Origin of the sequence: Paludisphaera mucosa (assembly GCF_029589435.1) — a bacterium.
Lineage (GTDB): Bacteria > Planctomycetota > Planctomycetia > Isosphaerales > Isosphaeraceae > Paludisphaera > Paludisphaera mucosa.
On record NZ_JARRAG010000002.1, the window covers coordinates 1,687,909 to 1,707,988 of the forward strand.

17 protein-coding genes are annotated in these 20,080 nt (G+C 68.8%); 12 read left to right on the forward strand and 5 right to left on the reverse strand.

Annotation, left to right across the window (positions count from 1 at the left end; all coding sequences use genetic code 11):
* Positions 1 to 204 precede the first annotated feature (204 nt).
* Positions 205 to 1,542: a glycosyltransferase gene (locus tag PZE19_RS16300; RefSeq protein WP_277861698.1), complete on the forward strand. Its 1,338-nt coding sequence runs from the start codon at positions 205 to 207 to the stop codon at positions 1,540 to 1,542.
* Here PZE19_RS16300 and PZE19_RS16305 read toward each other — a convergent pair.
* Positions 1,509 to 2,261 carry a lipoate--protein ligase family protein gene (locus PZE19_RS16305; protein ID WP_277861699.1) on the reverse strand — a complete coding sequence of 251 codons (753 nt, stop codon included), beginning with the start codon at positions 2,259 to 2,261 and terminating at the stop codon, positions 1,509 to 1,511. The genes PZE19_RS16300 and PZE19_RS16305 overlap by 34 nt on opposite strands.
* Before the next feature lie 320 nt (positions 2,262 to 2,581).
* Here PZE19_RS16305 and PZE19_RS16310 point away from each other — a divergent pair, with 320 nt between their 5' ends.
* From PZE19_RS16310 to PZE19_RS16330, 5 genes are all read left to right on the forward strand, one after another.
* Positions 2,582 to 3,592 (forward strand): aldo/keto reductase, encoded by a 1,011-nt coding sequence (locus PZE19_RS16310; protein ID WP_277861700.1) that lies wholly within the window; start codon positions 2,582 to 2,584, stop codon positions 3,590 to 3,592.
* A 115-nt stretch (positions 3,593 to 3,707) separates the two neighbouring features.
* The gene (locus PZE19_RS16315) at positions 3,708 to 5,024 is read left to right on the forward strand and encodes an MFS transporter (RefSeq protein WP_277861701.1); all 1,317 of its coding nucleotides are present in this window, start codon (positions 3,708 to 3,710) and stop codon (positions 5,022 to 5,024) included.
* Positions 5,017 to 5,640 carry a hypothetical protein gene (locus PZE19_RS16320; RefSeq protein ID WP_277861702.1) on the forward strand — a complete coding sequence of 208 codons (624 nt, stop codon included), beginning with the start codon at positions 5,017 to 5,019 and terminating at the stop codon, positions 5,638 to 5,640. Before PZE19_RS16315 ends, PZE19_RS16320 begins: the two co-directional genes overlap by 8 nt.
* Positions 5,641 to 6,033: 393 nt before the next feature.
* The gene (locus PZE19_RS16325) at positions 6,034 to 6,270 is read left to right on the forward strand and encodes a hypothetical protein (protein WP_277861703.1); all 237 of its coding nucleotides are present in this window, start codon (positions 6,034 to 6,036) and stop codon (positions 6,268 to 6,270) included.
* 257 nt (positions 6,271 to 6,527) lie between these two features.
* Entirely contained in the window at positions 6,528 to 7,106 is a 579-nt protein-coding gene (locus PZE19_RS16330; RefSeq protein WP_277861704.1) for a suppressor of fused domain protein, read from the forward strand.
* A 111-nt stretch (positions 7,107 to 7,217) separates the two neighbouring features.
* On the opposite strand, the gene PZE19_RS16335 is transcribed toward PZE19_RS16330, so the two are convergent.
* The 4 genes from PZE19_RS16335 to PZE19_RS16350 all read right to left on the reverse strand — a co-directional run bounded on the left by PZE19_RS16335 (position 7,218) and on the right by PZE19_RS16350 (position 10,729).
* Positions 7,218 to 7,976: an IS5 family transposase gene (locus PZE19_RS16335; protein ID WP_277864358.1), complete on the reverse strand. Its 759-nt coding sequence runs from the start codon at positions 7,974 to 7,976 to the stop codon at positions 7,218 to 7,220.
* Between the two features lie 137 nt (positions 7,977 to 8,113).
* Entirely contained in the window at positions 8,114 to 8,554 is a 441-nt protein-coding gene (locus tag PZE19_RS16340; protein ID WP_277861336.1) for a hypothetical protein, read from the reverse strand.
* Between the two features lie 289 nt (positions 8,555 to 8,843).
* Positions 8,844 to 9,392 carry an NADPH-dependent FMN reductase gene (locus tag PZE19_RS16345; RefSeq protein WP_277861705.1) on the reverse strand — a complete coding sequence of 183 codons (549 nt, stop codon included), beginning with the start codon at positions 9,390 to 9,392 and terminating at the stop codon, positions 8,844 to 8,846.
* 254 nt (positions 9,393 to 9,646) lie between these two features.
* On the reverse strand, positions 9,647 to 10,729 hold the full coding sequence (locus tag PZE19_RS16350; RefSeq protein ID WP_277861706.1) for a YheT family hydrolase: 1,083 nt from the start codon (positions 10,727 to 10,729) through the stop codon (positions 9,647 to 9,649).
* Between the two features lie 235 nt (positions 10,730 to 10,964).
* On the opposite strand from PZE19_RS16350, the gene PZE19_RS16355 reads away from it, so the two are divergent.
* From PZE19_RS16355 to PZE19_RS16380, 6 genes are all read left to right on the forward strand, one after another.
* Positions 10,965 to 12,530, forward strand: a complete 1,566-nt coding sequence (locus PZE19_RS16355; protein ID WP_277861707.1) for a B12-binding domain-containing radical SAM protein — start codon at positions 10,965 to 10,967, stop codon at positions 12,528 to 12,530.
* 416 nt (positions 12,531 to 12,946) lie between these two features.
* The gene (locus PZE19_RS16360) at positions 12,947 to 13,918 is read left to right on the forward strand and encodes an acyl-CoA desaturase (protein WP_277861708.1); all 972 of its coding nucleotides are present in this window, start codon (positions 12,947 to 12,949) and stop codon (positions 13,916 to 13,918) included.
* A gap of 686 nt (positions 13,919 to 14,604) precedes the next feature.
* Positions 14,605 to 15,090 (forward strand): nuclear transport factor 2 family protein, encoded by a 486-nt coding sequence (locus PZE19_RS16365; protein WP_277861709.1) that lies wholly within the window; start codon positions 14,605 to 14,607, stop codon positions 15,088 to 15,090.
* A 13-nt stretch (positions 15,091 to 15,103) separates the two neighbouring features.
* Positions 15,104 to 17,155, forward strand: coding sequence for a hypothetical protein (locus tag PZE19_RS16370; protein ID WP_277861710.1), 2,052 nt, complete (start codon positions 15,104 to 15,106; stop codon positions 17,153 to 17,155).
* A gap of 83 nt (positions 17,156 to 17,238) precedes the next feature.
* A complete protein-coding gene (locus tag PZE19_RS16375) occupies positions 17,239 to 18,615 on the forward strand; it encodes a glycosyltransferase family 87 protein (protein WP_277861711.1) in 1,377 nt (458 codons plus the stop codon).
* Positions 18,616 to 18,905: 290 nt separating this feature from the next.
* Positions 18,906 to 19,898, forward strand: a complete 993-nt coding sequence (locus tag PZE19_RS16380; RefSeq protein ID WP_277861712.1) for an Ig-like domain-containing protein — start codon at positions 18,906 to 18,908, stop codon at positions 19,896 to 19,898.
* Positions 19,899 to 20,080: the final 182 nt, after the last annotated feature.

A 20,080-nucleotide genomic window follows, 5' to 3' on the forward strand; every position in this document is an offset into this window, starting at 1 on the left:
CAGGGGCAGGTTAATGAAGCGCTGGAAATTTACACCCAAATGTGGCATGGGTTCACAACGTTTTGTCTTTGAAAATCCCCTTTCCTTGAACAATGCTTGACGATTCAGGAAGTACCTTTAATGATAGAGGCAGCGGATAGATTCATGGATGCCTAAAGCCGTCGATGGTAGACGGTATGACGACATCTCTTCGCGAGACCGGTGATGTACTTCTTACCGATCCACGTCCCGATCTACACCGCCGGCGATCGTCGGATGGTGACCACGGAATGGCACCGCTCGTTGGAATTGCTGAGAGACTCTCTCCAGGGACGCTACGGCACGATCGTCGTGCTGGCCCCGTCCCTGCCGGCCGACGCCTCGAGCGTCGAACAGTCGTTGCAGGAGTTGACGGAGGCGAACGACGGCATCCGGCTGACCGGCTCGTTCGATCCCCGCGGCCGCGCCCGGGACTACTGGTTGAAGGATCGCCGGCGGTGGCTGGCCGACCTGCGCGAGCACGTGCCGGCCGCCGACGTCGTGCACGCCGCCCTGGACGACGTCTACCGGCCGATCTGCTACGACGGCTTCCTGGAGGGGGTCCGCGGCGAACGGCCGACCCTCTTCGTGCAGGACACCGACATCGTCCTGCAGATGGGCGAACTCGCCGCGGGCCGGGGGCCGAAGGAGGTCGCCAAGGCCTGGACCTACGGCCGCTTCTACGAGCGGATGTGCCGTCGCGGCGTGCGGCTCGCCGACCTGAGCCTTTTGAAGGGCTCGACGTTGATCCGGCGGTACGGCGAGTCGGCCCGGAACGCACGCTGCTTCCAGGACACGTCCCACTCGGCCGCCGACGTCGTCCCGGAGCCGACCCTCGAGAGGCGGTTGGAGGGCCTGACGGCGGGCGAGGTCCGACGGCTCGTCTATTGCGGCCGCCTGGTCCGCCGCAAGGGGATCGACCAGAGCATCCACCTGATCAGGCGGCTGCGCGACCGGGGCGTGGCGGTCGAGTTCGACGTCATCGGCGACGGCCCCGAGCTTGCGGCCCTCGAGCGCCTGGCGGCCGAATCGGGCCTGGCCGGGGTCGTCCGCTTCCTGGGCCGGGCGTCCTACGGCCCGGAATTGCTGCGGACCCTGGCCGGGTACGACGGCCTGCTGTTCACGCCGCTGGCCGAGGACACGCCGCGGATGATCTTCGACGGCTTCGCCGCGGGCCTCCCCCTGATCGCCTGGGACATCGAATACGTCCGCGAGCGGGCGGCCGAGGACGCCGCGGTCGTCCCCCTGCCGAAGGGCGACCTCGAAGCCTCGGCGGATCGCGCGGCCGAGGCGCTCCGCTCGCCCCGGCGCCTCGACGACCTGGCGCGGCGCGCCCGACGCGCCGGGGAATATCACGCGGCGGAGAACTGGTATCGCCGCCGCGCGGAATGGACCTTCGAGGCCGTGTCCCGGCACCGGACGGCCAAGGCCCATGCGTCGAGGCCGATGGCCCTCCGACCTCCCCCCCCGGTCGAGGACGCCGCGTCGTCTCAGCGTTTCGAGTACCATTCGGGGTTGCGGTAGACGTCGCGCTCGATCGCCGCGACGCCCGGCCAGAACCCCGCGGGCCAATCGGCGGCGACGGGCCGCATGCCGAGAGCCCCGACGAGCGGGCCGACGAGCCGCTCGGCCCACGTCCGCGGGTCGTCCGGGACGTCGGCCAGGTCGGCCGCGCCGGCGAGTTCGGGGACGGCCCCGGCGCGGCGGAGCAGCAGCGAGCTGTGCTGGAGGACGGCCCCCGCCCTCCTCCGCTGGGCGCTGCCGACGAGCTTGACGCCGCCCGCGACGAGGTCCTCGCCGTCGCGGCCGGCGAAGCAGAGGAACGGGTGCGCGGGGGGCGGGCCCGCCTCGTCGGGGCGCGCGTCGGCGTGACGCCGGGCGTCGACGCCGTGCGCGGCGAGGACGTCGGCCGTCGCCCGGTGCACCGCGCGGTAGAGCGCCGTGCTCGGCCGCGCCAGGGGGTGCGTCGTCGGGATGACGACGGCGAACGTGAGTTCATGTTCATGCCAGATCGCCCCCCCGCCGGTCGCGCGGCGGACCCGGGCGGCGGACCGCCAGCGGGGCTCCGCCTCCGCCTCGGCCCGGCGCTGGAAGTAGCCGAGGCTGAGGGTGGGCGTCGACCAGCCGTACGTGCGGAACCAGGCCGCCGACGGGTCGCGCGCGACGAGGTCCAGGAGCGCCTCGTCGATCGCCATGTTCGTCGGCCCTTCGGCGACGTGGTACGGGAGCACGCGGCAGATCATGGCGTCCTCGAAGTGGGCGGGGCCGGGCGTCCGGCGATCGTCCTTCCCCCCTCGTGGGAGAAGGTGGCCGGAGGCCGGATGAGGGGCTCGCCATCCGTCGCGAGCTTTCCCCGTCCGAGCGCCGCGCCGGCCTCGAAGTCCGAGGCCCCCATGGGGTCCCCCTCATCCGGCCCTTCGGGCCACCTTCTCCCACCAGGGGAGGAGGGGGGATCCCTGGGGACCTTGTCCTCGATTCTATACTCTACCGGACGAACGAACAGGGACGGGGGCTCGACGCGCGGGCGTGGGCCCCGCCCGCCCGACACCGGGGACGCCGACTCATGACGCAGGGAACTCGCCGAGAACCGCCGCTCCACAAGCTGGGCGGGCTGGACGTGCACGCCCCGGGGCTGGGCTGCATGGGGATGAGCGAATTCTACGACCCCCGGAGCCAGGACGACGCCGAGTCGATCCGGGTGATCCATCGGTTCCTGGACGCGGGCGGCGATTTCCTGGACACGGCCGACATGTACGGCTCGGGGCGGAACGAGGTCCTCGTCGGCAAGGCGATCGCCGACCGTCGCGACCGGGTCGTGCTGGCGACGAAGTTCGGCAACGTCCGCGGCCCCAACGGCGAGTTCCTGGGCGTCCGCGGCGACGCGGCCTACGTCAAGGAATGCTGCGACGCCTCGCTCGGGCGGCTGGGGGTCGACCACATCGACCTCTACTACCAGCACCGGGTCGACACCAAGGTCCCCATCGAGGAGACCGTGGGGGCGATGGCCGAGCTGGTGCAGGCCGGCAAGGTGCGCCACCTCGGCCTCTCGGAGGCCGCCACCGAGACCATCAAGCGGGCGGCGGCCGTGCACCCGATCGCGGCCTTGCAGACCGAGTACTCGCTCTGGAGCCGCGAGCCCGAGCTGGAGATCCTCCCCACCGTCCGGGCCCTGGGGATCGGCTTCGTCGCCTACAGCCCGCTCGGCCGCGGCTTCCTGACCGGCCGGTTCAAGGCGCCCGACGACCTCGCCGCCGACGACTTCCGGCGCAACTCGCCCCGGTTCCAGGGCGAGAACTTCCAGAAGAACCTGGACCTCGTGAGGGTCATCGAGGACCTGGCGGCCTCACGGGGCTGCACGCCCAGCCAGATCGCCCTGGCCTGGGTCCTGGCCCAGGGGGACGACGTCGTGCCGATCCCGGGGACCAAGCGGATGGGCTACCTCGAAGACAACCTCGGCGCGGTGGACGTCGCCCTCACGGCCGACGAGCTGAGGAAGATCGACGAGCTGCTCCCCGCGGGGTCGGCCTCCGGCGACCGCTATCCCGCCCACTCGATGCAGGCGGTCAACAAGTAGAGAATCGGCGAGCGCCATCCTTGCATCGCGGCAAGTGGCCTTGGGCCGCCCCGCGCGTCTCTGGTAGAGTCGGGCCGGCCGACGGGGGCAGCGGGACGACCGGAACGGAGCGGCGATGAAGACGCGCGGGCGCTGGCGGCTGTCGGTGATGATGGCCCTCTTGTACGCCGTCCAGGGGGCCTTCTGGCCGCTCCTGGGGGTCCACCTCGGGGAACTCGGGGTCGACGGCCGGGGGCGCGGGCTGATCTTCGCGTCGCAGGCCCTCGCCGCGACCCTGCTGCCGCTGGGCGCGGGCCAGCTCGTGGACCGGCTGATGCCGACCCAGACGTTCCTCGTGCTCGCCTATTCGGCCGGCACGCTGCTGCTGGCGGCGCTGGCGTCGGGCTGGATCGCCGGGGGGATCCCGCTCTTCCTGGTGTTCCTGCTCTACTTCTCGATCATCATGCCCACGCACAGCCTGAGCAGCTCGCTGGCGATGCGCAACCTGGACGACCCCCGCCGCGAGTTCGCCTCGGTGCGGCTCTGGGGGACGGTCGGCTGGATGGCCGTCGGCTGGCTGGTCTCCGGCCTGATGCTCGTCCTGAACAACGGTCGGACGGCGGCCGCGGGGGGGATGTACGAGGTCTTCTGGATGGCCGCGGCGCTCTCGCTGGTGATGGCCGTCTACTGCGGGACGCTCCCCAACACGCCCCCGCTGGCCGGCGACACCACGGGCCGGGCGAACCTCCGCAAGGGGATCGAACTTCTGCGCGAGAAGGACGTTCGGGTCTTCCTGATCACCACCTTCGGCGTCTTTTTGACGATCCCCCTGGCTTACCAGGTCGTACCGGGTTACCTCGCCGCGCGAGGCATGCCGAGGCCCTGGATCTCGACGGCCGTGTCGATCAACCAGGTCCCCGAGGTCGCCGCCCTGGCCTTGATGCCCTGGCTCCTGGGGCGACTCGGCTATAAAGGGACGATGGCCCTGGGTTTGGGCGCGTGGTTCCTGCGATATTTGATCCTGGCGACCCAGCCGCCGCTCTGGCTGGCGGTGGGCGTGGGGGTCTTGCAGGGCGTCGGGATCGCCTGTTTTTCGATCGGCGGCCAGGTGTTTTTGGACGGCCGGGCCCCCACGACGCATCGTGCGAGCGTGCAGGCGGTTTTCCTGATCGTCTCGACGGGCCTGCCCTCGTTCCTGGGGAGCCTCGCGGCCGGCGAATGGGTGCGGCGGACCGACCTGGGGGCGGACGTCTGGGTCTTCCTCGTCCCTTGCATCCTCGATGGGGCGCTGCTAGTGTATTTCTTGAGGGGATTCCGATCGCAAGCCTCCACGACAGGCCGTCCCGGCGCGGCGGGCCTCATGGCCGAAGCCGACCCTCCTCAACGACTTCACACCAGGCAAGGCGTGGTAGCGTGCGTCGGGAACTTGATGACGGAGTCGGCCGATGGGTGATTATCTCCGCCTGTTGACCGTCGATGATCGCGACGTCCCCCTCGCCGCACTGCAACGGGCCGTCCCTTTCGGGGCGGTCTGGTCGGTCGACCACCCGGGCATGCTGGGCAACTACCTGGCGATCGGGCCCCAGGCGGAAGACCTCCACGACGTCTGGGCGACCGTCGAGCTGAACCCCGTCGGCCCCAACACCCTCGGCGCCGAAGAGGTGGCCGAGTTCATCGACAGCCTGGAGTCGGGCGGTCCCCCCTCGGCCTCGCGATGGCTGGGCGACTTCCTGGAGAGCGTCCGGGCGATCTACGCGATCCGGATCTACCCCGAGGCGATCCGCCACCACCCCGAGGCGATCGACGCCGTCTACGCCGTCCGCTCCGCCCTGCGCGCCGCGATCGGCGGCGTCGGCCAGTGGGACGGCCACGGCTTCACCAACGAGGACGACCACCTCGTCTGGACCAGCCCCGAGACCACCCTCAAGGGCAAGACCGACGCCGCCCTGCTCGACGAATCCACCGGCCTGTGGATCCCCTTCGAACTCGACCTCGACGACCCCCGCGCCCTCGCCGCCTTCCTCCGCGGCGAACTCCCCGAGCGCGGCCGCTCCCCCCGCGGGGTGTGAAGCTCCCCTCCGTCCCAGGCCCGAGCCAGCCTCCAGCCCTGAGTCGGCCTGGGCGGCCGCGACGACGGTTCACCTTGATGGACGCCGTCGTCCTGGTCGCCGCGCTGGCTTGCGCCCTTGCGCTGCACCGATACATCGGTGAGTCGGTCGATCAAGCTTGGCTCTGGGCCACCATCGGCGATCCATTTAGTCCCCGATGGGTCCTCTGGCGGAAACGCATCGTCTGGTTCGCGGTCTGGCTCCTGCCCTTCTCCGTCGTGGCCGCGCCGACGCTGCTGGCCTTGAGACTTCTCCCCCCTCGGCCGCCGCGACGTAAGCTGATGACCCAACCCGGCGCCACGGCGTGCCTGGCCGCGCTCGTCGCGATGACGTACCACGGGGTTCGAGGCCGGCTTGAGCCTTGTGATGGCCTACGCGAAGGAGCGCGAGGCGAGCTTGCAGTTCGAGCTGGTCGAGTGGTTGAGCCACCCCCCCTGGGATGAGGGAATGGCCGTCGCCGTGGCCTGGATCATCCTCGCGGCCGGAGCACGCTGGCGAGCCGAGCCCGCCTGGATCGACCGAGCGGGGCGGGCGCTGGGGGGCTATTTTCTCATCTGTCTGGTCCTCTCGTTGGTCGACAGCTGGTGGTGAGCGTCTCACGCTCGCCTTGACCCGACGCTTCGCGAGGGCCGGATGTCTGACGCGAGGCTGATCCAGTAAGGATTTAGGGCCGATCCACAACCCGGAAGGGAATGCCTCCCAACTCGACATCTCTTCATGGAAAATATCTGAGCCGTCCTCGACCTCACGGTCGAGCGTGCGTTCGCGATGGCCTGAAGAGGCTCGCCGAGTCGGTCGTTTCGTCGTAAGCGATATCCTAAAATGAGGTTAGGCGTGAGGGCCCGGCTATGGTCGACGATTCGGATGCTGCCTGGAATTTGTGGTGGGACGACCGAATAGCCGCTCTCGAGGGCATTCTCGGGAAGTCCGACGAGAACGTCGGCCACGCAATGATCCCATTCCACCTGGGCGGGGCGGCGGACGTCGTCTACTTCCGCACGCACCTTCCCGGCGTCGTTGCTGTGACCTGTGAGTTGGTCGGTTGCGACGAACAAATCGCGAGCCGGTTCGGCAGCTACGAACTGATGATCTGCCACCGCGACGACGTCGCCTGGGGGCCGAACATCATCAGTCGCCTGGCTCGATACACCACCGAGGTGGAATTGAATCCTGGCGAAACCATGGATATTGGATCAGCTGTCCCCGACGGCTCAACCATCGCCGCATTCCTGTTCTGTGATTACGCTCGTTTCAAAGTCCGGGAATGCGAGGCTGGCCTGTTATTGTGCTTGGGTATCACGAAGGACGAAGTCCAAGCTTGCCGCACTGGGCGGCGTGAAGCGGTGGAATCGGCACTCAAGTCGGCGGGGGTGTTCCCATTCACCGACTTGTTTCGACAGTCGGTCCTGCCGCCGATGCAGTCATGATACGGTATTTCGACGGACGCCTTCACTTTCGCCTCGTCACGCGACATAGAAACTATCTCAGAACCGTTATGAGGCCTTAATCCGGTGAAGTCGCCGGTACCATAACAGGCTTCAGTCCAGTTGGATCAGCCCCAGGTAGTTCTCGTCGTGTTTGTCGTAGCGGACCAGCAACGCCCGGCACTTCGACAGCCACGCTAGCGTCCTCTCCACCACCCAGCGCCGGGCCTTGCGGCGACCGGGACGCCGACCCGGACGGGGACCCGGGCGGGCTGGACGGATGTGACCGATGTACTTGTGCCGCTCGACGACCTCACGACTCGGCTCGTTGTCGTAGCCGGCGTCCAGGCACACGTGCTGCTCGACTTCGCCCGGGTCGGGTCGCTCGACGACTACCGCCTCGAGCGTCTCGGCGAGTAGCTTGAAATCCGGCACGTTTGCCCCGGCGATCACGGCCGCTAGCGGGCCGCCGTCGGCCTCGACCAGCAGGCTCTGCTTCGTCCCCGGCTTGGCCCGGTCGGTCGGGTTCGGGCCCGTCTCTTCCCCCCCGAACCGGGCCTTGCCCAGCCGCCCGTCCGCTGCTTGCCATTTCCAGCTCACAGCGCCCAATTCGTCGCACGCCTCGACGAGCACGGCCCAGATGCGCTCAAAGACGCCATTGCGGCACCATCGTTGGAACCAGCGGTGGATCGAACTGTCATCGCCAAACCGCTCGGGGAGCTTATTCCACCGGCATCCGGTGCGGAGGCGGAAGATAATCCCGTCAATGGCGGCTCGCCAATTGATTCGCGGGCGTCCGCCATGAACTTTCGGCGTGGGCGGAGCATCTTCCGAGAGGATCGCTTCGATGCGGCGCCAGAGTTCGTCGTCGATTTCCCAGATTGTGTCGAGGGGCTTATCCTGAGGACGGTTCCGTCCCATTCGAGCGCTTCTCCTGGTGCAGAAATCGGAGCAGAGGTGGTTTTATGCACTCATCTACGCTCCTTCCCAGGAGAAGGTTAGGAGGCCATTTAGGCCCCGAATGAATTTGCTCCAAAGAGGCGTACGCCGTCCACCACCTCGCAGTCGCTCGGGATCTCCCTACGACGGTGGAAGGCCCGGAAGATCGATAAAACCTCCGCGGGTGTGAACACATCGGACGGGGCGACCTCGACCACATCGGCCGGACCGGCACCGTGTCGCAGCGGATCGGCGACTCGGCCCCCGCCGAGCCGATGGCGGAGGACGAAGTGGCGGACGTTGCCCCCTTCGATGAGCCGCCCTTCGATGAGCCGCCGGTCAGGCTCGCCGACGCACCAGAGGCAGCTTTCGTCGCCGGTGTCGGAGAGGCAGCAATAGAACGTGCGCCGCCCGTCGAACATGCCGACCACCCGCTCGATCTCGGTGTCATCGGCCGTAGGCAGCGTGTAGATCTCCTCATCGCAGTCGTGTTCGAGAAGCCATCGGTCCACGAGAGGGCCTCCGCCGCCTAACGAGGAAACTCTGCGGACCCGGGCCGCGCAGAACCAGCCCTGATGCTAACATGATGCGCATGCGAAGGGGCAGCCCAATGCATTGCGAGGTTCTGAGATAGTTTCATAATAAATACATAAAATTTTATTGATCTATTAGTCGCCGCCTTTTTCGGTTTCTCCAACGCCCGAAAGCTCGATCCGTCGACACGTCGTAGCTGGCGTCCGTCGCCGCTGGAGGCGGACGCTTCCCCCTCTGCCCTGAACCCCTCGACCCTTTGCACCCCGTTCAGCCAGATCGGTGCGTCGACCGGACCGCGTCGATCGCGGACGCGAACGCGCGCATGGCGTCGCCCAGCGGCGCGGATAACGCGGGGTCGGCGAGGATGCCCTCTGCGTCGAGGTTGCGGCCGAGGAGCGGGAGCGTGATCGAGGCCGGCTCGATCAGCCGGCCGGACATGGTCGTCAGGGTCAGACGCAGGCCGGCGTCGGCGTGGGTCGACCGCTGGGACGCGTTGATGACGGCGACGGGCTTCTCGTAGAACTCCGGGTCGCTCACGAGCCAGTCGAGGGCGTTCTTCAGCGCGCCGGCGACGCCTCGCGCGTACTCGGGGCTGGAAATCAGCAGGCCGTCGGACGCCTCGACCCGCCGCCGCCATTCGATGACCGTCGGCGGCGGCCCGGCCTCGTCGACGTCCGGGTTGAAGTGGGGCAGTCCCGCCAGCCCCTCGAACAGCGCGACCTCCACGCCCCGCGGGGCCAACCGCGCCGCCGCCTGCAAGGCCGCCGTGTTGGAAGACCTCGCGCGGAGGCTCCCCGAGATCGCCAGGATGCGCATGTCGCTCCCAGGTCAAGACGCTACAGTTCCGCGGGATGCCCCCGCCGCCGGGGCATTTTTGCGCGACTCGGCCTGTCGTCAAGTCCCGTAGGGTGGCACCGCGCCCGCCGATGTCATTCGTTGGGTGCCGTGCGTCCCCTTCACCGGCCTCGAAGCGGTGGGCGGGGCCCAACCTGCAAGGCTGTCCAACGTAAGTCCTGGACATCAAATAGCTTTTCTATGCGCTGGCCGTGGTGGAACGGGGGGGCGGCGAGTCAGGCGACGTTCAGCCCCCAACGTTCCGCCAGCCAGGCGGCGAGGCGAGTTTCGAGCCAGCGGCGGTCGCCGCGCCAGGGGCGGCGGGCGATGTAGCCGAGGTGGCCGCCGTGCGGCAGCAGCTCGAAGCGGACGTAGGGCGGGAACGCCACGCCTTCAAAAGCCGAAACCGGGATGAACGGGTCGTCGGCGGCGTGGACGACCAGGCCGGGCATCCGGATCTCGGGGGCGAGCGGCCCGGCGCTGTTGCGGCGGTAGTAGTCCTCGGCGTCGGCGAAGCCGTTGCGAGGGGCCGTGTAGCGATCGTCGAAGTCGTAGACCGATCGAACGTCGTCCAGCTCCGGGGGGCCGAGTTCGGGGAAGCGGGCGTGCAGCCTGCGCACCTCGGTGCGCAGCCAGCGGACGAAGCTCCAGTCGTACAGGCGGTTTTGACGGTGCTGCATCGCCCGGCAGCACGCGGAGAGGTCGATCGGCGGGTTCGCGGCCACGAAGCCGTCGATCGGGGCCCCGTCGTACGAGGGGCGCGACGCCTCGGCCGCCAGCTTGAGCGCCAGGTTCGCCCCCAGCGAGAAGCCCACGACCGCGATCGGCGACCTGGAGGCGCGTTCGGCCAGCCGATCGACGACCGCGCGGACGTCCTCGGTCCGGCCCGCGTGGTAGAAGCCCCGGGCCAGCCCGAAGCCGCGGCCCGCTCCCCGGAGGTTCATCCGGACGACGCGGACCCCCAGGTCGTCCAGCCGCCTCGCCATCCGCAGGATGTACGGGGCCTCCGCCGTGCTCGCCAGCCCGTGCAACAGCACGGCCGCCGGCGCTCCCGGGGCCCATCCCTGGGGCGTCGATTCCAGCACGCAGATCCGGTCGCCGTCCGGCAGGTCGATCGTCCGCTCGGTCGAATCCAGAACGATCCGGCCCGGCCCGACATACCGCCCGCCGATCGTCTGGGCGTGGCCGCCTGGGAACCACGGATGCGGGTCGAATCGGGGGGTGAGGGCGTCTGCGGCGGCCGAAATCGGTGCCTCGGAGAGATGGGTGGGGTTGGGCATGAAACGTGTATAAGAATGTCGGCTGGTCGACCGCCGCAACGACGCCGTCCCGGCCGCTCGGGGATCGGCTCGGTCTTCCGGAAGCCGAGGTCGCGCCGAAGGCGAGGCTCATTGTAGAGCCTCTCGGATCATCGCTGCAATCGCGCCAGGCCCACCCGAAAAACCTAGGCGGCCCCTGGGCAAGCTTTCCTGGCTTGACTAGTATGTTCATTCTTGGGTAGTTGCGCACCCCCCGGAATCACCCGTCCCTGGGAAATCGAGGGTTAGGCATCATATGGCAGACATCGTCATCATCAATCCCCGGTTCGAGCCTTCTTACTGGGGAATGGACCACCTCCTGCCGTTCATGGGGAAGGCGGCCAACCTGCCGGTCGCCTGCCTGCCGCTGCTGGCGGCGTTGACGCCCGAGGAGCACACGGTCACGCTGATCGACGAGAACGCCGAGGAGATCGACTTCGAGCGCTGCGCGAAGGCCGACCTCGTCGCGATGACGGGGATGAGCGTCCAGCGCTTCCGCATGAAGGAGATCCTGGGCGAGCTGAAGGAGCGGGGCTGTTTCGTGGCGATCGGCGGCCCCTGGATCACGGTCCAGGAGGACTACTTCGACGACGAGCCGGCCGACGTGATCTTCATCGGCGAGGCCGAGGAGACCTGGCCCCAGTTCCTGAAGGAGTGGAAGCAGGGCCTGCACCAGTACCGCTACGAGCAGGCCGACAAGACCGACATGTCGAAGGTGCCGACGCCCCGCTTCGACATGCTCGACATGAAGAAGTACGCCTTCGGCAGCATCCAGTTCTCGCGCGGCTGCCCGTTCCAGTGCGAGTTCTGCGACATCATCGTGACGTTCGGCCGCCGGCCCCGGATCAAGACCAACGCCCAGGTCATCGCCGAGCTGGAGGCGATCCGCAAGACGGGCCTGCGCATCGCGTTCGTCGTCGACGACAACCTCATCGGCAACAAGAAGGCGATCAAGGAGGTCCTCAGGGAGGTCATCGTCTGGCAGCGGCAGAACGGCTACCCCCTCAGCCTGTTCACCGAGGCGTCGATCGACCTGGCCGACGACGCCGAGCTGATGGACCTGATGGTCGAGGCCAACTTCATCGCCACGTTCATCGGCATCGAGAGCCCCAGCGAGGACTCGCTCCGCGAGACCAAGAAGTTCCAGAACGTCCGCTCGGGGGGGACGCTTCTCGAGAAGGTCCACCGCATCCAGAACGCCGGCATGGAGGTCTGGTGCGGCATGATCATGGGCTTCGACAGCGACGACGCCGGCATCTTCGACCGCCAGGTGGAGTTCATCCAGCAGAGCCGGATCTCGTTCTCGATGAGCGGCATGCTCTCGGCCATCCCCAAGACGCCCTTGCACGCGCGGCTGGAGGCCGAAGGGCGGCTCGACCCGGCCGACCGCTCCGAATTCGGCACCAACGTCATCCCGCTGAAGATGTCGCGCGAGGAGCTGCTGGAGGGCTACTTCGAGGTCCTCAACCGGCTGTACGAGCCCCAGGCCTACTTCGACCGGACCGACGCCCTCTTCCTCGACCCCAACTTCGACTACGGGATCACCAGCAAGAAACGCTGGTGGAAGATCTCGCGGCGCTGGTTCCTGTCCGAGATGCAGTGCGCGGTCGAGGGCCTGGGCCTGTTCGCCCGGCTCATGAAGAACGTCCCCGAGGCCGAGCTGCGCCAGGAGTACCGCAAGCGGTTCAAGCGGTTCATCAAGGTCCACCGCCGCCCGGGGCTGGTCCTCTTCTACGTCTTCCACATGGCCATGCACTACCACACCTGGAAGATGGCCAAGGCGATGTCGAGCCGCAGCCAGCAGCTCGTCAACTCGTTCTGAGCCTTCGAGGTTCCGTCGAGAGGTCGTTCGCAGGCCCGGGCGATCCCCCTTCTCCCCTCCGTGGGAGAAGGGGATTCGCACCAGCCCCGCTCCGGTGTTTTCGGAAGAGCGAATCGGAGGGGGGGCCTGCGGATCCCGCGACGTCGTGAATCCGCCCGCTCCCTTGCCATCCCGACCTGGCCCGCGATTCGTGAAAAATGGTACAAAGGAGCGAGAGCGAGGCGACTGGCTGTCCGTTTCCCGCGAGTGATACTCCCAAAAGTTGAACAACGGGCCCTGGACGTACGGCCTCTCGACGATGGAGAGGCCCGGCGCGGGCGTCGCATCGCCCAACCTCGGCCACTCGGGGCCCCCCGATCGGCGGCCGAAAGCCCGCCGCGGAACCCTCCACGAAAGTCACTGCAAAAAGGTCGAATATGAGCACAACGACGACGGCTCGGCCGTTCCACAAGCGAATCGCCTGGGCGACGACCCTCTTCATCGGCGGCATGCACGCCGCCGCGTTGTTCGCGCTCCTGCCGAGCCTTTTCTCGTGGTCGGGGCTGTTCCTCTGCCTGGTCTTGCACTGGCTCACCGGCGGCGTCGGGATCTGCCTGGTGTATCACCGGCTGCTCACGCACCGCAGCTTCAAGCTCTATCCCAAGTGGCTCGAATATCCGCTGACCGTCGTCGGCATGATGGCCTCCGAGGGTGGGGCGGTCGGCTGGGTGGCCGACCATCGCCGCCACCACGCCTATTCCGATGAGGAGCTGGACACCCACTCGCCGCTCCGGGGCCTTTTCTGGGCCCACATGGGTTGGTTCATGTTCCCGGACGAGACGACCCGGCACGACGACGCCTACTTCAAGCGCTGGGCGCCCGACCTCTTCCGCGACCCGGTCCATCGCTTCCTGGAGAGGAACTTCATCTTCGTCCCCTTGGCCCTCTTCGCCGCCCTCTACGTCGGCGGCCAGTATTACGGCGGCCTGGGGCTGAGCTGGCTGGTGTGGGGCGGCTTCGTGAGGACCCTGTTCGTCTGGCACACGACCTGGCTGGTGAACTCGGCGAGCCACGTCTGGGGCTACCGGACCCACGCGACCCGCGACCAGTCGACGAACCTCTGGTGGTGCGCCGCCTTGACTTACGGCGAAGGCTGGCACAACAACCACCACGCCTTCCAGACGTCCGCCCGCCACGGCCTCGACTGGTGGGAGGTCGACCCGACCTACTGGACCATCAGGGCGATGCAGCTCGTCGGCCTGGCCAGCGACGTCAAGCTCCCCAAGGTCCGCAAGAACGAGGACGGCACCCTCATCGAGACCGACGTCCGCCCGGCCGTGCCGCCGACGACGGCCGCGACCCCGGCCTCCGCCGTGGTCCTGCCCGTCGAGCAAGAATCCACCGTCTGAGACGGGTGGACGGATCGTTTCCGTACAAGTCGCTGAACCGCCGCGAGCGATCCACCGATCGTCCGCGGCGGTTCGGCGTTTGGGGGGCCGCCCGCGGCGAACCACGGCCTCCCGGGCCTTGTCTTTCGGGGCGAGAGCGGCGATGATGGCGTCGTTCTTCGGGCCGTCTCGACGGCCCGGATCACGCGGCCCTAGCTCAACGGCAGAGCAGGGGACTCATCAATTCCAAACGGTGGCGCCGGGGGGCGACCCTCGACCGCGAACCGGGTGAATTGCGGGAAACCTAAACCCTCGCGAGGGGGCACGGCGATCCGCAGCCAAGCCTGGCCGGGCATCGGTGGCCAGGAAGGTTCAGAGACTAGCGGGGTGAGTCCCAACAATAACCCCCGCCGCGAGCGCCCGGCCTCCCCCGCCCTCTCTCCCGGGCGGGGCGAGGATGAGATAGTCCAAGCCCCGTGGAAACGCGGGGGCCCTTGAATCCCTTGGTTGCAGGTTCGAATCCTGCGGGCCGCATTCGCCGTACGCCGTCACGATCCGTTCCGCCCCGCTCGGCCCGTTCTCCGTCGCCTACGCAGCCTCCGATGAGAAGCGACGGGCGACCCCAGCCCCCTGCTCCGCCGAGTTTCGACCCCGGGGGGGAGCGGCCGGCCTCGCATCGTCGATCCCGAACCCGGAGGGTCTGCATCATGGCGCAGGAACATCTCGAACGCTTCCTCGGCGACATCGCCCCCGCCTTCCGCGCGGGCGACCCGGACGTCGCGACGAAGGAAGCCGAGTCGCGGAACGTGGCCGTCCTCCAGGAGGTCTACAAGGCCCTGGCGGGCGGCGACTTCGAGGCGGCCCTCGCGACGCTCCACGACGACGTCGAGCTGGAGATAACCGGCCCGGCCGACATGCCGTTCCGCGGCCGCTGGAAGGGCCGGGCCGAGGTCGGCGAGGCCCTGAGGCGGAACTTCGCCATGATCGAAGACCAGGAGCCGGTGATCCGCTCGATCGAGGCCCAGGGGGACCAGGTCGACGTGGTCTTCCACGAACACGGCCGCGTCCGCGAGACCGGGGCGCCCTACGCCGTCCTCTGCGCCCAGTCGTTCACGATCCGCGACGGCAAGATCCTCGGCGTCGAGCAGTACGTCGAGGATCTGACGCCCCCCGGGCCGATCCTCGACGCCTGATGCCGAGACCTTGATGCTCGACGACGATCCCATCCCATTCGCGGACGTGCCGGAGGAGCCGCCCGCGCGGCGAGTCGAAGAGCCGCGGCGCGGCCGGGCGTCGGGACCGGAGCCGGAACCGCCGAGGCCGCCGAAGCGGCGATGGACGCGATTCGTCCCGTTCGTGCTGATCGTCGCGGCCTCGCTGGTGCACGGCTGGGCGATCTGGCGCGGGCTCGGGGGCCGCGAGGGGATCGACGGCGCGTGGGTGCCGTGGCGGGACGACCATCCGCTCTACTTCCACAGCGCCCTGGCCACTCGCGCCTTCCTGTCGCAATCGGGGACGACGGCCGGCTACGACCCCGCGTTCATGTCCGGGTATCCCAAGAGCGTCGTCTTCCCCGCGTCGTCGACGCTCCCCGAGCTGGCCCTTTGGGCGTTCGGGGGCGAGCGGCCCGAGCGGGCTTTCAAGCTCTACATCCTGCTGGCGGCGGCGGCCGCGCCCTGGCTGGTGGCCTGCGCGGGCTGGATCCAGGGGATGGGCCGCACGGCGGTCGCGGCGGCCGTGCTCCTCTTCGTGGGATACGTCTGGACCGACTGGCCGATCAACTACGTCGGCTTCGGCATGCTGCCCTACTTCGTCGCGGCGCCGACGTGCCTGGTCGCGGCCGGGATGTTCGGGAGGTTCGTGGACGTCGGCGGCTTCGGCCGCTGGCTGGCCGCCGCCCTGCTATGCTCGGCCGCCTTCCTGATGCACCTGACGGCCGGCATGCTCGTCGCGCCGGCGGGCGCGCTGGCGTACCTGGGGGTCTGGATCGCCCGCCGTCGCGGCGGCCACGGCCTGCCGATTTCGCGGCACCTGGGCGTGTGGACGGTCCCGATCGTCGTCCTGGCGCTCAACGCCTTCTGGTGGGCCCCGGCCCTGTGGCTGGGCTCGACGAAGGGCGAGAGCGGCTTCGCCTTCTTCCACCCCGAGGGCTCGCTGGCGCGGATCACGCAGCTCTTCACCAGCGAGGCGCCGGCGGAGCTGATCCTGCTCGGCCTGGGGCTGCCGGGCCTGATGGTCCTGGCGACGAAGGGGCTGGGACGCGGGCTGGCGCTGGCGGGGGTGGCGGCGGCGGGCTGGTTCTGGGCGTACACGGCGGCCGACGTCCGCGCGCTCGACTTCCTCCAGCCGGGGCGGCACACGTTCGCCCTCTATTCGGCCCTGGCGGTCGCCTCCGGGGCGGCGTTCTCCGCCGGCCTGGAGCGGCTGCGTCCCGGCGTCGGCGCGACGGGCGCCGAGGCCGTCCACCTCGACTGCTGGGCCATGCTCGCGGCGGTCCTGATCGGGATCCGGATCCTGGGGACGCCCGCCGCGGCCTCGATCCGGGCGCGCGTGCTGACGGAGCCGACGTTCCTCTCGTCCCAGCCGCCGCCGCGGTTCTTCTGGATCCTCAAGCGGTTCCAGGAGAACGTGAAGCCGGGCGAGCGGGTGCTGTACGAGGAGGGGGGCGAGGACGTCCCGGGCGCGCCCGACCCGTTCGGCGGCGGGCGGTTCACCGGGCTCCTGCCGTGGAAGACCGGGGCCGAATTGATCGGCGGGCCCTACCTGAAGGCGGCCCTCAAGGCCAACTTCACGCAGTTCGGCGGCGACGCCCTGTTCGGCCGAAAGGGCTGGGACCGGCCCTTCTTCGAGAAGTACGCCCGGCTCTACCGGCCGAGCTACATCCTCTGCTGGACGCCCCACGCGCGGCGGTTCTGCCGCGAGAACCCCGACCTGGCGACGGTGCTGGACGACGACGGGACCCTCTTGTTCGCGAGGATCGCCGGTTACGGCGGCGACGCGATCCGGGGCTCAGCGAAGGTCGAGGCGACGCCGGGACGGCTGGTGGTCCGGGAGATGGTCCCCGATCTTGACGGTTGCGTCGTCTTGCGGTATCACTCCGTCCCGAGCTTGCAGGCCCAGCCGGCCGCGCCGGTCGACGCGGAATACGCGGAGGAGGACCCGGTCCCGTTCATCCGGGTCCGGCCCGCCGCGGGGGCCTCGGAGGTGACGCTGGAGATGGCGCCGCCGATCCGGGGACCCTGGTCGTCGAGCCGGTGAGTGGGCTCTCACACAGTCCGCGACGAAGCACGCGTTGCCTGCTGATTCGTTCCGCGCGGCTTTCTCCAGGGAGGGAGTACGCTGTGCCTGAGATCGACACCGGAGCCGAGGGCCGCGCCGTCGGACGCTATAAGCAGCCGGTCTTCTTCTGGGGGCTCTGGGCGTCCGTCGTGCTGATCGCGGCCGCCTTCTACTACCCCAAGGCGGCCGACTCGCGGAGCGCCTTCGTGCGCTGGCAGCCCCAGGTGCTCCAGTTCTGGGGCGGGACGAACATCTACGATCGGATGTACTTCCCCAACCCGCCGATCATGCCGATCACGCTCTATCCGCTCATGACGCTGCCGCCGGTCGCCGCGGCGATGAGCTGGTTCTTGATCAAGGCCGCGCTGACGTCGATCACGCTGCTGATCTGCTTCGACGCCGTCCGGGTGCGGGGCAAGCCGCTGCCGCCGTTCTTCCAGACCGCCGTGCTCCTCCTGACGCTGCGGCCGATCCTGGGCGACCTCCACCACGGCAACATCAACCTGCTGATCCTCTTCTTCCTGGCCGTGATGTTCCAGGCCTGGCGGAAGGGGCGCGACGGGCTCGCGGGCCTGATGCTCGGGCTGGCGATCTCGTTCAAGGTGACGCCGGCCCTGTTCCTGCCCTACTTCATCTACAAGCGGTCGTGGCGGGCCGTGGGCTGGACGTTCGCCGGGCTCGTCCTGTTCCTGCTGGTCGTGCCGAGCGTCGTGGTGGGGCCGCGGTTCAACGCGCTCTGCCTCTCGACGTGGTGCCAGCGGATCGTCACGCCGTTCCTCGTCGAGGGGAGCGCCAGCCCGCAGGAGGCCAACCAGTCGATGGTCGGCGTCCTGACCCGCCTGCTGACCGAGATCCAGCCCGGGACCGACCGCTACGACGTCCAGTTCGACCTGAACCTCGCGGCGCTGCCGCCGGGCGTCGTCGGCGCGCTGGTCAAGGTGGTGAGCTTCGGCTTCATCGGGCTGCTGGCCTTCTTCTGCCGGGCCAAGGACCCCGACCGGACGAGCAAGGCGTACCTGGGCGAGATCTCGCTCGTGGTGCTGACGATGCTCTTCCTCTCGGAGCGGAGCTGGAAGCACCACTTCGTCACGCTGGTCTTCCCCTTCACCTTCCTGATGTCCGAGCTGTTCTCGCCCCGGACCTCGCCGCGGGCGCGCTGGGGGATCTTCTCGGCGCTGGCCGCGTCGTTCCTGCTGATGGCGAGCACGTCCAGCGAGTTCGGCGGGCTGTTCGCGCACGGCAAGGGGCACGAGATCGCCCAGGGCTACGGCATGTTCATGTGGGCGGGCGTCGTGCTGTTCGCCGCCGTCGCCTGGAGGCTCCGCGCGGCCGATTCGACGTTCGCCGTGGCGGGCGTCGAGGCGACCCGCCCGCCGGCTCCCGCGGCCCTTTCGGCCCCCAAGCTGGGGATGTCGCACCGGAATCTGGCGGCCAAGTAGGCCCGAACTCGACTGCTCTCGGAACGGCGGAACGCCGGCCCTCCTGGCAACGGGGAGGCCGGCGTTTCGTGTTTGAGGATTGCGGCGGATTTGCGGATCGCCGCGATTTCGCGGATTCGAGTGAAGATCCGGATTGGGTCGGCCGATCTAGAGGTTCATCACGGCCTGGTCCGACGCTTTTCGGGGATCCCCCCGCGGGGACGTCGGGCCGGGCGCTCGTGCGATCGGGTTGGGAAGCGATCTCGACCGACTGGCATCGCCATCGGCCGTCGGCCTAGGAGGGCCTCCAGATGAACGAGTCTCGGGAACTGCAGCGGAACCGTCGCAAGCCCGCGCTGGCCGTCGACGCGCTCGAGGATCGCCGCGTGCTGAGCGCGGGGATGGGGAGCACGTTCGCCATCGTCCCCGGGACGGTGACGACGGCGGGACAGGCGTCTTCCGTCCAGGTGAGCCTCGACTCGACCCATTTCACGCCCGGGGCGAGGGGGCGGATCACGATCGGGATCGACGTCGCCGCCGACCCGAACGCGTCGGTCAAGCCGATCGTCTCCGCCGTGAAGGGCGCCAACGGCCGGGGCGTCTCGGTCCAGCACTCGACCTACTCCAAGTCGCTCGTCAAGTCGCAGGGCATGCTGAGCCCCCAGAGCTCGGCCGTGACCACGACCGTGACGGTGCCCAAGGCCGGCCAGGCCCCCGCCTCGTACAAGGTGGACGTCAAGGGCCAGACCACCGACACCGGCGCGTACCTGCTGGGCTTCTACCTCCCCGGCGACTCCAACGGCGACGGGATCGTCGACAAGACCGACCTGTCGACGATCGCCTCGAAGTTCGGCCAGACCTCGACCGACAGCGGCTACGCCTTCGACTCCGACGCCAACCGCGACGGCAAGATCGACGCCAAGGACCTGCGGCTGGCCGGCCAGAACGTCGGGGCCAAGACGATCATCAGCCCGGTCACCAGCGTGAACCTCGACCCGGCCAGCGACGCGGGCATCTCCGACCGCATCACCAACCAGCGGGTCGTCACGTTCAACGGGTCCGCCTCGCCCGACGCGACGGTCGTCTTCACCGAGGTGAACGGCAACTCCCCGGGCGCGACAACGACCGTCGGCGCCGACGGCAAGTACAGCATCAACGTCCAGCTCGGCGACGGCTCGAACACCTTCAAGGTGGCGGCCACCGATTCGTTCGGCCAGACCATCACCGGCTCCATCGCCGCGGTGACCTACAGCACCAACCCGCCCACCGTCGTCAACACGGTCCCGACCACCAAGACCGCCTGAGCCCGGCCGCCGGGGTGGACTTCGCGCCCCGACGTCGTTAGGCTGACCCGCTCGCGCGGACGCTCCGAACCCCTCCTCGGGGTCGGCGCGTCCCGGCGATGCGTGGAGTCCCCGCCGGCGCGGCGACGGCGTCGACGTGCGGGGATGCGGGCCGAAGGCCCTGGACGCGGCGCCGGGCGGGA